12 protein-coding genes are annotated in these 12,144 nt (G+C 63.1%); 7 read left to right on the forward strand and 5 right to left on the reverse strand.

The window, feature by feature from the left end; genetic code table 11:
- The 4 genes from NKH60_RS26280 to mgrA all read left to right on the forward strand — a co-directional run bounded on the left by NKH60_RS26280 (position 1) and on the right by mgrA (position 4,294).
- Positions 1-1,113: an ABC transporter ATP-binding protein gene (locus NKH60_RS26280; RefSeq protein ID WP_352834346.1), complete on the forward strand. Its 1,113-nt coding sequence runs from the start codon at positions 1-3 to the stop codon at positions 1,111-1,113.
- Between the two features lie 87 nt (positions 1,114-1,200).
- Positions 1,201-1,947: a sugar phosphate isomerase/epimerase family protein gene (locus NKH60_RS26285; RefSeq protein WP_023675224.1), complete on the forward strand. Its 747-nt coding sequence runs from the start codon at positions 1,201-1,203 to the stop codon at positions 1,945-1,947.
- A gap of 12 nt (positions 1,948-1,959) precedes the next feature.
- Entirely contained in the window at positions 1,960-3,108 is a 1,149-nt protein-coding gene (locus NKH60_RS26290; protein ID WP_352834348.1) for a Gfo/Idh/MocA family protein, read from the forward strand.
- 139 nt (positions 3,109-3,247) lie between these two features.
- Complete coding sequence (gene mgrA, locus NKH60_RS26295) at positions 3,248-4,294, forward strand: L-glyceraldehyde 3-phosphate reductase (protein ID WP_352834351.1); 1,047 nt, start codon at positions 3,248-3,250, stop codon at positions 4,292-4,294.
- A gap of 82 nt (positions 4,295-4,376) precedes the next feature.
- On the opposite strand, the gene NKH60_RS26300 is transcribed toward mgrA, so the two are convergent.
- Complete coding sequence (locus tag NKH60_RS26300; protein WP_352502631.1) at positions 4,377-4,673, reverse strand: DUF2934 domain-containing protein; 297 nt, start codon at positions 4,671-4,673, stop codon at positions 4,377-4,379.
- A gap of 180 nt (positions 4,674-4,853) precedes the next feature.
- Between NKH60_RS26300 and NKH60_RS26305 the strand changes: the two genes are divergently transcribed.
- Positions 4,854-5,204, forward strand: a complete 351-nt coding sequence (locus NKH60_RS26305) for a hypothetical protein (RefSeq protein ID WP_352502632.1) — start codon at positions 4,854-4,856, stop codon at positions 5,202-5,204.
- 91 nt (positions 5,205-5,295) lie between these two features.
- Here NKH60_RS26305 and NKH60_RS26310 read toward each other — a convergent pair whose 3' ends face one another.
- Positions 5,296-6,384 carry a S1 family serine peptidase gene (locus NKH60_RS26310; protein WP_352474873.1) on the reverse strand — a complete coding sequence of 363 codons (1,089 nt, stop codon included), beginning with the start codon at positions 6,382-6,384 and terminating at the stop codon, positions 5,296-5,298.
- Between the two features lie 390 nt (positions 6,385-6,774).
- Between NKH60_RS26310 and NKH60_RS26315 the strand changes: the two genes are divergently transcribed.
- Positions 6,775-7,857 carry a trypsin-like serine peptidase gene (locus tag NKH60_RS26315; RefSeq protein ID WP_352474872.1) on the forward strand — a complete coding sequence of 361 codons (1,083 nt, stop codon included), beginning with the start codon at positions 6,775-6,777 and terminating at the stop codon, positions 7,855-7,857.
- 84 nt (positions 7,858-7,941) lie between these two features.
- Here the strand turns inward: NKH60_RS26315 and NKH60_RS26320 are convergent, their stop codons facing one another.
- The 3 genes from NKH60_RS26320 to NKH60_RS26330 all read right to left on the reverse strand — a co-directional run bounded on the left by NKH60_RS26320 (position 7,942) and on the right by NKH60_RS26330 (position 11,327).
- Complete coding sequence (locus tag NKH60_RS26320; RefSeq protein WP_352814526.1) at positions 7,942-8,646, reverse strand: DUF4760 domain-containing protein; 705 nt, start codon at positions 8,644-8,646, stop codon at positions 7,942-7,944.
- The gene (locus tag NKH60_RS26325; RefSeq protein ID WP_352818345.1) at positions 8,643-9,023 is read right to left on the reverse strand and encodes a hypothetical protein; all 381 of its coding nucleotides are present in this window, start codon (positions 9,021-9,023) and stop codon (positions 8,643-8,645) included. The genes NKH60_RS26320 and NKH60_RS26325 overlap by 4 nt, the downstream gene beginning before the upstream one ends.
- Positions 9,024-9,125: 102 nt before the next feature.
- Entirely contained in the window at positions 9,126-11,327 is a 2,202-nt protein-coding gene (locus NKH60_RS26330) for a caspase family protein (protein WP_352834356.1), read from the reverse strand.
- A gap of 211 nt (positions 11,328-11,538) precedes the next feature.
- Here NKH60_RS26330 and NKH60_RS26335 point away from each other — a divergent pair, with 211 nt between their 5' ends.
- Complete coding sequence (locus NKH60_RS26335; RefSeq protein ID WP_023675234.1) at positions 11,539-11,943, forward strand: Fur family transcriptional regulator; 405 nt, start codon at positions 11,539-11,541, stop codon at positions 11,941-11,943.
- Positions 11,944-12,144: the final 201 nt, after the last annotated feature.

Below are 12,144 nucleotides of genomic sequence, written 5' to 3' on the forward strand. Positions count from 1 at the left end.
ATGAACGCAAACGGCAGCATTGCGGCAAACGGCACCAGCGTCTCGATCCAGAACCTGTCGCTGAATTTCGGTGCGATATCGGTGCTGCAGACGCTCAACCTCGATGTTGCCGAAGGCGAATTCATCGTGCTGCTCGGCCCGTCCGGCTGCGGCAAGTCGACCTTGCTAAACTGCATTGCCGGGCTGCTCGACGTTTCCGAAGGCCGCATCTTCATCAAGGGCAAGAACGTCACCTGGGAAGAGCCCAAGGATCGCGGGATCGGCATGGTGTTCCAGTCCTACGCGCTCTATCCGCAGATGACGGTGGAGAAGAACCTGTCGTTCGGGCTGCGCGTTGCCGGCCTCGCCAAGGAAGAGATCGCCAAGCGCATCGCCCGGGCCGCCGAGATCCTGCAGATCGAACCGCTTTTGCATCGCAAGCCGGCGGCGCTGTCCGGCGGCCAGCGCCAGCGCGTGGCGATCGGGCGCGCACTTGTGCGTGACGTCGATGTCTTTCTGTTCGACGAACCGCTCTCCAATCTCGACGCCAAGCTGCGCGCGGAATTGCGCGTCGAAATCAAGCTGCTGCATCGCAAGCTCGAGAACACCATGATCTATGTCACCCACGACCAGATCGAGGCGATGACGCTGGCCGACCGTATCGCGGTGATGAAGGGCGGCGTCATCCAGCAGCTCGATGCGCCGCAGACCATCTATAACCGGCCGGTCAACCGGTTTGTCGCCGGCTTCCTCGGCTCGCCGGCAATGAACTTCCTCGACGGCAGACTGGAGCAAGCGGCAGGCGACTGGCACTTCGTCGCCGAGGATGTGCGGATACCGCTTGCCACCTATGCTTTCGAGAAGGACCCGGTGCCAGGGCCGGCCGTGTTCGGCATCCGCCCCGAGCACGTGGCGTTCAACAGCGGCACGGGATGGCCGTTCGCAGCCACGGCAAATGTCGAGGTCGTCGAGCCCATGGGTTCCGACACGCTGGTCTGGCTGAAGCTCGCCGGCCAGAATTTCACGGTGCGGGTGACGGCCGAGCGCACGCCAAACAACGCCGAGGCGGTCGGCATCGGTTTTGACCCGATGCGCGCCTCGCTTTTCGACGCCGCCACAGGTAACCGCCTCTAGAGCATGATTTAGCCTCCCAAGACTCTTCCACTCCCGCAAGACTCATCCCCCCAAAACTAACCATCCACAAGAAAACGGACAGAGACGATGAACTGGTCATTCCAACTTTACAGCGCCCGCAATTTCCAGCCCTGGGAGGGCGTGCTCAAGATGCTGGGGGAGCTTGGTTACAGCCAAGTCGAAGGGTTCGGCGGCGTCTATGACGATCCCAAGGCGTTCCGTGCCGAGCTCGACAAGAACGGGCTCGCCATGCCGACCGGGCATTTCTCGATCGACGCGCTCGAGAAGGATTTCGACGGCGTGCGCAGGACGGCCGACGCGCTCGGCATCACGCTGCTCATCTGCCCGTTCCTGAACGCCGAGTTCAGGCCGGCCGACACAGCCGGCTGGCGCGGTTTCGGCGAACGCCTGGCCAAGGTCGGCGAGACGGCCAGGAAAGCCGGCTATGGCTTTGCCTGGCACAACCATGATTTCGAGTTCAAGGCGCTTGCCGACGGCTCGGTGCCGCAGGACCATATCCTGTCCTCCGCGCCCGACATCGGCTGGGAGATGGACGTCGCCTGGGTGGTGCGCGGCGGCGTCGATCCGCTGCCCTGGATCGAGAAGCACGGCAAGCGCATCGTCGCCGTCCATGTCAAGGACTTGGCCAAGCCGGGCGAGGGCCTCGACGAGGACGGCTGGTCCGACGTCGGCCACGGCACCATCGACTGGCCCGGCCTGATCAAGGCGCTACGCGCCAAAAGCGCCGCAAAATACTACGTCATGGAACAGGACAATCCCAACGATATCGAGCGCTTCGCCCGCCGCTCGATCGCAGCCGCCAAGACCTATTAGGAGCACATCAGCATGGCAACAAAACTTGGCATCGGCGTCATCGGCTGCGGCAACATCTCGAAGGCGTATTTCTCGCTGGCGCCGCTGTTTCGCGGCATCGAGATGCGCGCCTGCGCCGACATCAACATGGAAGCGGCGAAAGCGCGGGCAAAAGAGTTCAAGCTGCGCGCCGAGACCGTCGAGGGGCTGCTCAAGGCCGACGATATCGACATCATCGTCAACCTGACCATTCCGGCGGTGCATTACGAGGTGTCGAAGCAGATCCTCGACGCCGGCAAGCACGTCTATTCGGAGAAGCCCTTCGTGCTGTCGGTCAAGGAAGGGCTCGACCTGAAAAAACGGGCGGAAAGCAAGGGGCTGCGCATCGGTTCGGCGCCCGACACCTTCCTCGGCGGCGCGCACCAGCTTGTCCGCGACCTGATCGACACCGGCAGGCTCGGCAGGATCACCAGCGGCACCTGTCATGTGATGAGCCATGGCATGGAGCATTGGCACCCCAATCCGGACTTCTTCTTCCAGCCGGGCGCCGGGCCGGTGCTCGATATCGGACCGTATTACATCACCAACCTGATCCAGCTGATCGGGCCGGTGAAGCAGGTCGCCGCCTTCGCTTCGATCCCGATGACGGAACGCATCATCAGCTCGAAGCCGCGCGCCGGCGAAAAGATCCCGGTCTCCACGCCGACGACGATCCATGGCGTGCTGGAATTCGAGAACGGTGCCGTGGTGACGCTCAACACCAGCTGGGACGTCTGGAGCCACGGCCACGCGCCGATGGAACTCTATGGCGAGGCGGGCACGGTGTTCGTGCCGGATCCGAATTTCTTCGGCGGCGACGTGCGTTTCACCGAGGCCGCCAAGCCGGTGAAGAAGCTGCCGAAATGGCCGCATCCGTTCGGCGTGCCCAACGAGATGCATTCGCAAGGCATGATGGCCAACTACCGCACCGCCGGTTTGGCCGACATGGCGATCGCGATCAGGGAAGGTCGGCCGCACCGCTGCTCGATGGAACTGGCGCTGCATGCCGTCGACGTCATGACCGGACTGTTGCGTTCGGGCGAGACCGGAAAGTTCGTCGCCATGCAGACCAGCTGCGAGCGGCCCGCGGCACTCGGCGTCAAGGCGGCGAAGGAGCTGCTGGCGAAGAAGAAAACCAAGTAGGCGGCGCGCCTCCCAAGCACCGCAAAAAGCCTCTCCCCGTTTGCGCGGGGAGAGGCTAAGGGTGAGGCTGGAGCCGACTTGCCCGTCATCGCGTCGGCAGCCGTCGGGCGCGTTTCGATATGAGATATGAGGATTTCCCATGCCCTATGTCCCCGCCGAGAACCGCTACAAAAAGATGGTCTACAATCGCTGCGGGCGGTCCGGCCTGAAGCTGCCGGCGATCTCGCTTGGGCTGTGGCACAATTTCGGCGACGACACGCCGCATAGAACCAAGCAGGCGATCGCGCGCAGGGCGTTCGATCTCGGCATCACGCATTTCGATCTCGCCAACAATTACGGCCCGCCGCCCGGCTCGGCGGAGCGGGCGTTTGGTGAGATCCTGCGGACGGACTTTGCCGGTTATCGCGACGAGCTGATCATTTCGACCAAGGCCGGCTACGAAATGTGGGCAGGGCCTTATGGCGAGTGGGGCGGCCGCAAATATGTGCTGGCCAGCCTCGACCAGAGCCTGAACCGGATGGGGCTCGACTATGTCGACATCTTCTATTCGCACCGCTTCGACCCCGACACCCCGCTGGAGGAAACGATGGGCGCGCTCGATCACGCGGTGCGCTCGGGCAAGGCGCTCTATGCCGGCATTTCCTCCTATAATTCGCAGCGCACCCGCGAGGCCGCCGACATATTGAAGCAGCTCGGCACGCCTTGCGTGATCCATCAGCCGAGCTATTCGATGCTCAACCGCTGGGTCGAGGATGATGGCCTGCTCGATACGCTGGAGGGGCTTGGTGTCGGCTCGATCGTGTTCTCGCCGCTGGCGCAAGGCATGCTGACCGACAAATATCTCGGCGGCATCCCCGATGGCAGCCGCGCCAGCCAGGGCAAGTCGCTGCGCCCGGCATTCATCAACGACAAGTCGATCGCCAATATCGAGGCGCTGAACGTCATCGCCCGTCGCCGCGGCCAGACGCTGGCGCAGATGGCGCTGGCCTGGGTGCTGCGCAGAGGCAGGGTGACGTCGGCGCTGATCGGCGCCAGCCGGCCGGAACAGGTCGAGGATTGCGTCGGCGCGCTGAAGGCGCTCGACTTCAGCGATGCCGAGCTCGCCGAGATCGACAGCTTTGCCCGCGAGTCGGACATCAATCTCTGGGCGGCATCGGCCGAGCGCAAGGGGCCGCCGAGGAAGTAGGCGACGACGGTCTGCGGTCCGGTTTCATCGAAAAGACGCGGCAGCGCGAACTGGTAGCTGTCTTCGACACGGTGGCCAGCGGCTAACTTTCGGCTGCCTTGAGGTTCCGCGCGGCTTGCTCGAGCGTCGCCCTGTCGTTGCCCAGCCTGTCGATCAGCTCTTGCGCCTGATCACCGGTTATCCCGGTGCGCATCGCCAGTGCCTCGACCGTCAGAACGTCGGAGCTGGCGATCGTTCCCGCCGGACCGTCCGCGTCGTCGAGGCCAAGCTCTTGCTTCGCCTGCTGCCAATGACGCTCATGCGCGCCATCCGGGCGGCCCTCGCGCATCCAGATTTCATAGGCTCGCTGCCGAATCTTTTCATGCCGGTCATTGTCCATGACGGTTCCTCCCTTGTGGCGTTTTCACCAACGCGGGGAGCGCCGGAACGATCCTATGTTCAAGCCGATTTTGCAGGCAGAGCCGCGCTTCCAACGAACAAACACCGGACAGAATCGTTTTGCGGAGGAACCTGCACAGCGGGCACGCCGTTGATCCTCACCTGAGCAAAGGAGATTACCATGGCCGACGAACCAAACGAATCCGCAGCACCCAAGATGACTCAACGCGAAGCTCAGGAAGCCCTGGAGAAGCAGGTCGCGCAGCTGAGGCGCGAGATCAGCAAGATCAATCGGACCTTGGCCGAACGCGCGGAAGAGGCGATCGAAGACGCCGGCGGCTGGTATGACAACGCTGCCGAGCGCGCCTCTCGGACAGCACAAGCCCTGCGCAACAGGGCGCAGACGGTGTCGGGGGTGGTCCAGGAGAATCCCGGCACAATATCGTCGGCATTCATCCTCGGAGCGGCCGTAGGAGCGCTACTCGGCCTCACCCTGGCCGCCACAGATCAGCGCCGCGATCGCTGGTTCTAGTCCCGACCCCAGGTTTTTGGGACAGAACCGGGTTTTGGGACAGAAACAGAGGGACTGCTCCCGCTGTTCATTGGTTCAGCAATGACACCGGTCAGGGCGTGGCGGGCTTCTGCGCCGTGCCGAGGGCTTTGGGCGCTGCGGGCGCCGCCGTCTTCATCTTCTCCTCGATCCAGCCGGTGTAATTGGCCAGCCGCGTGTAGATGCCGTAGGCGTTCTTGTGGCCGCAGGCGGTACCGCCGTCGGCCGGACCTTCGCCCCAGCTGACGACACCGACCTGCACCGGACCATCGGCGCCGGTCACGAACAGCGGTCCGCCGCTGTCGCCATTGCAGGCGTCGCGCTCGCCGCTGGCCGTGCCAGCGCAGATCATGTTGCCGGTCAGCGGATCGGCCATATCGGCCGCAATCGCGTTGGCGGCCGCCTCGATGCCCCTTTCCGAATAACGCATGCGGCGGGCGAGTTCGCCGAGCGCTGCCTTCAAATCATGCGCATAAATCGCCTTGATGCCGCTGTTGCAGGTTGCGTTCGGCTGGAGGTCCAGGTCGGCGACCATCAGTGCGGTGGGAAACGTTCCGTCCTGCATCTTGCCCCAGCCGGTGACCGTCGTCTTGCCGGCGTCTGGTGTCGGCTCACGGGCAATTTTGATGGTCGGGGCATCGGCCGGCGCGGCCAGCCGGATCAAGCCGAGATCGTTGTCCAGCGTCTGCTCGCTGTAGCCCTCGTTGACGATGATCTCCACCGCCTTGTAGCGCTTGCCCTCGCTCAGATCGGTGGCGCCGGTGAGCACGGTGACCACATCAGGCGAAATCGGCTCGCCGTCGTCATTGAGGCAGTGCGCCGCCGTCAGCACCCATTGCGGCGCGATCAGGCTGCCGCCGCAGAACTGCGCATTCGCCTGCGAGGCCGGGCTTTTGTCCAGTTTGCCGGTGGTCAGCAATGCCACCTGGAACGGGTAAGCGCCCTTCTCGGCCTCTTTGCCGCCGTAGACGCGATCGGCGCCGTCGGGGTTCTCCGCCCTGGCCTTGGCCCTGGCCTCGGCCACGCGTTTCATCGGCGAGATCGCCGCCTCCGGCCGAGCGGCCGCGTCCGTGGCATGAACGGATTTGACGGCCGGCAAGGCCGCCGCGATGCCGAGCAGCGCGGCGGCGGCAATCGGTCTGAACCTATGGATGATCTTCACCTCGAACCCCCTGAGACGATGTTCCCGACAGGTCAGTCGCCGACGCATGGTCCACTGAAATGGAACCGGCCGGTGAGATCATGCTCCACGGCGAAGCACGATCCGTCACAAAGCCGAGCACCATTTCTGCTAGTCGTGCTGTCGAGCCGACCCGCCCAAAATCCTATAGCCCCCCACGGGCTATGTGGAAGCAATTTGTCGTTGCCAATGTTGGATTATTTTAGGCAGTATACCGTTGCAGGCATTTTTGGCGGGGACCTAAACTGGCTGCACTGAATAATGGCCCGGTAAAGGCACCGGTAACCAATTTCATTTTTTTGCGCCACCACGATCTCGACAATATTTCTGTATCTTGATCCAGTCCTTGCTGACTTTTGGGAGAGTCTCACCATGACAAAACTGACACATAGCATTATTGCGTCCGCGTTGCTTTCCACCGCAATGTGGGCGGTTCCTGCCTTGGCTGCCGATCCAGGTTCCGCCAATGCCGGCAACGGCGAAAGCATGCGGGATGTAACATCGGGCGATTACAAGCCCGGCCGGGCGAAACCAATCGCCCCGCCGAAACTGACCGACGACGAGGCCAACCGCGCCGCGCCGCTCACCGACGAAGCAACGGCCGTCAAATCCTATGGCATCGTCGGCCGCTCCGCCGATGGCAAGGACATCAAGATTGACCCGAACGAGACGCTGAAGGACCTTGTCATCAAGGACATGAACGCGCCCGCCGACGGGCAGAAGTCCGACAATTCCGGACTGAGCGGAGGCGAAGAGGCTGGCCGTCAGGTGTTCGGCACGGACGACCGCGAGCAGATCAAGAATACCAAAACCTACCCGTTCACCGCGATCGGCTATCTCGAAGGCAAATCGAAGAGCGGCAGCTATGGCAGCTGCTCGGCGACGCTGATCGGCCCGCGCACGGTGCTCACCGCGGCGCACTGCCTCTACAGCCACGAGGACAAGGCCTGGCTCGACGATATCCTGTTCGTGCCGGCTCTCAACGGCAAGACTGCCGACGACGCGCCGTTCGGCGCCTTCACCTATGAAAGCGCTTATGTCATCCAGGGCTTCATCGACAATTACCAGGGCTTTTACGGCTCGGTCGTGCCGTGGGATCTCGGCATCGTCACCCTGAAGCAGGATGTCGGCACCAACCTCGGCTGGCTCGGCTATGCCAATTATGACGACCTCGGCGATTTCACCGCCAACATCATCGGCTATCCCGGCGACAAGCCGATGGGCACGATGTGGAAGGCGACCTGCGAAGTGCACGCCGAAAACATCGCCACCGAGTATTTCCAGTACGACTGCGACACCTATCCCGGGTCGAGCGGCAGCTCGGTCTATGCCTATGACAATGGCTCCAAGCAGCGCGTCATCACCGGCGTGAACGTGGCCGAGAGCCCGGATGCCAATACCGCCGTGCGTCTGAACGCCATCAACGTCCAGTGGATCAACAGCCTGTACAAATAGGCCTGCAGAGTTTCCGCCGCGATCGTCGCGGAAAACCGGCCGGCGGCGGAGCATTTCCGTCGCCGGCTTTCGCATTTTCGGGAATTATCTGGACTGGGCCGAGGGTGGCGCCTGGCGCACATAGTTCTCGATCGGCTGGGCGAAAGTCGGTGAACCGGCCTTGCGCTCCTTATCGATATAGCCGGCAAAATAGCTCCAGAAGGAAGCGGCATAGTCGCGGAAATAGGAGTCGGCGACGTCGCGCGAGCACAGCCTGCCTTCGACGCAGAAGGAAAGGCGGTTGAGGAAATAGACGACGCGGTCGAAATTGTCGCTGAAGTCGGCAAGCGGCATGTCGCCGCCGGTAGCGCTCATCGCTTCGATGCCGATGCGCTGTCTGAACACCTGTTCCTCGGTCGGCGTCGGATTGGCACTGAGCAGATTGCCGTATTTGGCGTTGAGCGCCGCCAGGCGTTGCTTGAGGGCCCGTTGCGCCTGCTGGTAATCCTTGCTTTCCCAGAGCTCGACCAGCGACATCGTCTGCTCGACGCGCTTCTGCTCCTGGTTCGCCAGGAACTGGTAGACCGAAAAGATCAAGGTGAAGATGATCGCCAGGCGCACCAGCAATCCGGACCAGGCATAGACGAGCATGCGCCAGTCGCGATCGGTGAATGGGTTCGCCTCCTTCTTGACCTCGTGATTGCTCACCCACGGCAGGCCTTCGACGGTTTCCGGCAGCGACACCGGCTTCTTTTGCGGTACCGGCGCCGTCACTGCCTGCTGCGTTGCGTTGCCCCCCGCTTTCGTCATCCGCAGCTGTCCAATTCTATGGTGGCGGACGGGTCGAGCACGATGCCCGGGGTCTCCAGCTTCTTCTTCAGGCAATCCAGCTGCGTGCGCGAAACGATGAACTGCAGGTCAGGCTCCACCTGCGCCTTGCCCGGCGACGGCAACGGCTCGACCACGCCGCGCGAGGCGCAGCTGCTGAGATCGACGACAACGGCGGTGTTGCCGGTTTTGGCGATCCGGTCGTACTGGTCGAGAAAGCAGCTCGCCAGTTCGGAATTGATGACGACCTCCTTGGCGCAGAGGCCGCAAGCCTCGTCCGCCGAAGCATTGGCGGCCAGCAACAGCTCGGCGACAAGGCCGGCGGTTGTTGCGCGCCACGAAAATACGATCCTGTTCACGAACGCCCTCACCCGTTCCGTTCGGCCGCCGACAGCGGTGGTCGAAGAATGTTCATTATCAGCCGATTAGGCAAGAGGCCCGGCCGGGCACCTGACCGCGCCTCAGGCGCGCGGCACGGTCTCCATCGGAAAAATCATCACGGCGCCCTTCGACCCCTTGTCGTCGGTCAGCCGCATGGCCGACCGTGTCGCCGGCGCCATGCCGATATCGGCCAGCATGTCGGCGAAGCTTGGCTGTCCCAGTCCGCGCGTTACCGAGACAACGCCCTCTTGCGCCAGGAAGCTCAGATCCTGCTTCTCGCTCTGCGGCGGTGCTTCGGTCAAGACGGCGATCATCCGCTCCATGCCGAAGCCGGTGTCGGTGAATTTGAACAGGCCTTCCTCGAGCACGGCGCCTTCGGTCAGGCGCTCGGCAAGAAAATGCTGGATGGAATAGTCGGAGCCGACGTAGAGCACGTTGATGTCGACCAGGTTGGTCGAACCGTTCCTGGCCAGTACGTGGACCTGATCGTCGGGCGAAACACGCGGCACAGTCGACGCTTCGATCGGCTGCAGCGTGTCGCTGTCAAAACGCTTGATCCGGAACTCGACGCTGACCTCTTCCGGCCGATAATCGGAGGCGGCGGCCAGCCTCGACAGGCCAATGGCGCGGAAGATTTTCGTCAGATTCCCTGCGGCGGCCTCGATCAACTTTTCGCGGCCGTCCGGATGAATGACGATCAACGGCGGCTTGCTGCCGCCCTTGAGCGTCATGTCGCCCGAAGCCGGCAGGAACCACAGCGCCGGCGCGTCGGTGGCATCTTCTGCGGCGCCGGCAATGGCGTTCTCGCGCAGCACTGCGAGACGCAGATCTGCGCTCTTGCCCGGCTCGACCAGCGCGATGTGAAACCCTGAGCTCTTCCTGGCCGCCAGTTCGTCGAGAACCGAGTTCGCCAGCGCGGCCTCTTTCTCGAGGCCTTTGGCCGCAGCCGGCCGCGCGACCACGAGCTTGTAGTCGACGGCGAGCTCGGCCAGCCGTGCATAGGCATTGGCGGGGATATCGGCCAGCTTGAGCGCCGGCTTGCCGCCGAACTCGACCGGCTTGACCCGGCTTTCCAGGTTTTTCGCCGACTGAACCTGGAGATAGCCAAGCGCCTCGGACAGCGGCGACAGCGCCGACGGCAATATTGCGAGCCTGCTGCCGGGGGTGAGGCGTTGCAGCAACCCGGCGCTGATCGTGGCTTTGTCGTTCTCGATGACGATCGGCCATTGCATGACCGCGTCTGTCTTGTCGGTGCCGAAGACGCGTGCGTCGAGTTCCCCTTCGAACAGCGGCGTCGGCCGGGTGCGGCCGTCCGCCGAATATTGCTGCAGCACGGCCTGGCCGAGCTGGCGATAGGTGATGTTGGGGTTCTCGGCCAGTTTCGACAGGATGGTGAAGGTGAACAGGCCGAAACGCGGTGCATCGGCCGTGCCCTTGGGCAGCGGCATCTCGGGCGTCGTCTCCACCGTCTGCGCCGCGTAGAAGGCGACCAATTTGCCCTTGGTGGTCGGCTCGGCGCCGGTCGGCGTCAGCTTGAAGGCCGGCTTGCGCTGCCCGTCGTCGTCAAAGCCGCGCGGCGCGGCCGACGCAATCTCGTCATAGGCTCTCACCGCAGCCGCCCTGGCAGCGTCGTCGCCGCCGACCAGATCGGCGAACTCGACCTTGCGTTCCAGCTCGTCGTCGACCTCGGCGGCGCGCGTCGCCGTGCCGGAATGGCAGCAGTCGAACACGGCCCAGACAAAGGCGCCCTTGTCGCGGATAACGTCGAGCGCGGTGCCGATCTCGTTGTCGACCAGCGCATTGGGCACGCCCTTTTCGCGGTTGACCCATTTGTCGATGTCGGACGGCAAGAAAATCTCGTCGAGGCCGTCCGTCTCGTCGCCCTTGTTCGCTGCCGGCTGCTGCGCGCCGTGACCGGACAAATGCAGGTAGACGAAATCGTCGCGCTGGACCTTGGCGGCAAGATCGGCCAACGCCGCCTTGATCGCCGCATGTGTCGGCGGTCCGTTGGCGCCCTCGACATCCTTGGCGAGCAGCGTGATGTTTTCGGCCAGGAATTTTACCGGCGCGGGCGTGTTCCCCAGGAGGTAATCGCGCACCAGGCCGGCATCGTTTTTCGGTCCGATCAGCCAGTTTTTCTTCGGCAGGTTCGGGTAATCGGTGCAGGCAACAAGCAGCGCATGGTAGGTGCGCGCCGCTGCGAATGCCCGAAACGGTACCAGGCCGGCAGCGGCCAGCGCGGACGTGCCGGCAAGCAGCGTCCGCCGCGTCACTTTGATCATGATTGCTTCCCCAAGCCCGATCGAATTTCCAAGCACGGCCAGCCTGGCCGAGGATTTTGTCAGTATTTTGAATATGGCGTCGCCGGCCAGCCGACCACCGGCTGCGAATACAAACAGTAGCAAAAAAGGCAGTTCGTCGCTATCTCAGTGGCAGAGGCCGGTTTGTATGCCTAATGGCAGCGATCGGCACGGAGCGGCTTGGAACGGGATCATGGCGGCAAGGGATGTACTGACGAAGAACCAGCTTTGCGTGCTCGAGAAACTCGAGGCCGCCAGCGGCCCGCTCAGCGCCTATACGTTGCTCGACCAATTGCGCGAGCGCGGTTTTCGCGCGCCGCTGCAGGTCTACCGGGCGCTCGACACGCTGGTGAAGTCCGGCTTCGTGCACAGACTCGAAAGCCTCAATTCCTTCGTCGCCTGTGCCGAGCCGCACGACCACAGCCATTCGATGACGGCGTTTGCTATCTGCGACACCTGCGGCCAGGTGACCGAGTTCTCCGACCATGATGTCGGCCACCGGCTCGACGAATGGGTACGCTCGACCGGCTTCGCCGCCAAGAAGGCGGTGATCGAGTTTCGTGGGACATGTGCGAAGTGTTTGGCCGAGGCGGCTTGAGGGGCCTGCCAATGGTTCCGCTGCGGGGCTTGAACTATCGCAATCTTTTGAGATTGGCTGATACCCACCAAGCTTCGTCATCCCAGGGCGGGAGCAGGAGCGAAGCGACGTCGCGGAGACCCTGGGATCCATATGTGGACGGCGCCCTGCCTGCAACGGTTGTTTTGCGTCGTTTTCGATCGCTTGCGTCCATATGTCCGG

Source organism: Mesorhizobium sp. M1006 (assembly GCF_040318825.1).
In the GTDB taxonomy this organism is placed as follows: domain Bacteria; phylum Pseudomonadota; class Alphaproteobacteria; order Rhizobiales; family Rhizobiaceae; genus Mesorhizobium.

Bases quoted from the DNA above. Each gene is read 5' to 3' on its own strand.
- NKH60_RS26280 (WP_352834346.1), top strand. From the start codon at position 1: ATGAACGCAAACGGCAGCATTGCGGCAAACGGCACCAGCGTCTCGATC.
- NKH60_RS26305 (WP_352502632.1), top strand. From the start codon at position 4,854: ATGGCCGACGAACCAAACGAATCCGCAGCACCCAAGATGACTCAACGC.
- NKH60_RS26315 (WP_352474872.1), top strand. From the start codon at position 6,775: ATGACAAAACTGACACATAGCATTATTGCGTCCGCGTTGCTTTCCACC.
- NKH60_RS26320 (WP_352814526.1), bottom strand. From the start codon at position 8,646: ATGACGAAAGCGGGGGGCAACGCAACGCAGCAGGCAGTGACGGCGCCG.
- NKH60_RS26285 (WP_023675224.1), top strand. From the start codon at position 1,201: ATGAACTGGTCATTCCAACTTTACAGCGCCCGCAATTTCCAGCCCTGG.
- NKH60_RS26300 (WP_352502631.1), bottom strand. From the start codon at position 4,673: ATGGACAATGACCGGCATGAAAAGATTCGGCAGCGAGCCTATGAAATC.
- NKH60_RS26290 (WP_352834348.1), top strand. From the start codon at position 1,960: ATGGCAACAAAACTTGGCATCGGCGTCATCGGCTGCGGCAACATCTCG.
- mgrA (WP_352834351.1), top strand. From the start codon at position 3,248: ATGCCCTATGTCCCCGCCGAGAACCGCTACAAAAAGATGGTCTACAAT.
- NKH60_RS26335 (WP_023675234.1), top strand. From the start codon at position 11,539: ATGGCGGCAAGGGATGTACTGACGAAGAACCAGCTTTGCGTGCTCGAG.
- NKH60_RS26330 (WP_352834356.1), bottom strand. From the start codon at position 11,327: ATGATCAAAGTGACGCGGCGGACGCTGCTTGCCGGCACGTCCGCGCTG.